1 protein-coding gene is annotated in these 793 nt (G+C 49.4%); it reads left to right on the top strand.

The genetic code is table 11. The features are described 5' to 3' along the window. Nucleotides 1–57 precede the first annotated feature (57 nt). Nucleotides 58–793, top strand: a 736-nt coding sequence (alr, locus tag R7190_RS26785) for an alanine racemase (RefSeq protein ID WP_318137785.1), incomplete at its 3' end; no start/stop codon positions are given.

Raw genomic sequence — 793 nt, 5'->3', positions numbered from 1 at the left:
ACTCGCGCTTTGATAATTACGCGGGTCCAGCATTCGATATTGATGATGAGTAATGCTATGAGCTACATGAAAGCCGCAAAAGCATGCATTGACTTGTCTGCGTTGCAGCACAACTTGCAGCGTGTGAAAGCGCAAGCACCAGAAAGTAAAGTGATGGCGGTAGTGAAAGCCAACGGTTATGGCCATGGTCTACGTCATGTGGCGAAACATGCTAACCATGCCGATGCCTTTGGTGTGGCTCGCATTGAAGAAGCGTTGCAACTGCGTGCTTGTGGTGTGGTAAAGCCGATTCTCTTGCTAGAAGGTTTTTATTCGCCGGGCGATCTGCCTGTGTTAGTGACGAACAACATCCAAACCGTGGTGCACTGTGAAGAGCAACTTATCGCGTTGGAACAGGCGGATTTAGAAACGCCAGTGGTCGTTTGGCTGAAGATCGACAGTGGTATGCATCGTTTGGGCGTTCGTCCGGAGCAGTATGATGAATTCATTTCTCGCTTAAAAACGTGCCCGAATGTGGCGAAACCATTGCGATACATGAGCCATTTTGGTTGTGCGGATGAGCTTGATAGCAGCATCACGCCGCAACAAATTGAGCTGTTTATGTCATTAACCTCGGGCTGTCAGGGCGAGCGCTCGCTAGCGGCATCTGCGGGTTTATTAGCATGGCCTCAAAGCCAATTAGAGTGGGTTCGTCCGGGTATTATTATGTACGGCGTATCACCATTTAGCGACAAGACGGCCCAAGATTTGGGTTACCAGCCAGTGATGACGTTGAAGTCTCATCTTATTGCTG

The sequence above is a fragment of the Vibrio sp. 1078-1 genome (genome assembly GCF_033340475.1).
This window is presented reverse-complemented; position numbering and strand designations above follow the sequence as displayed.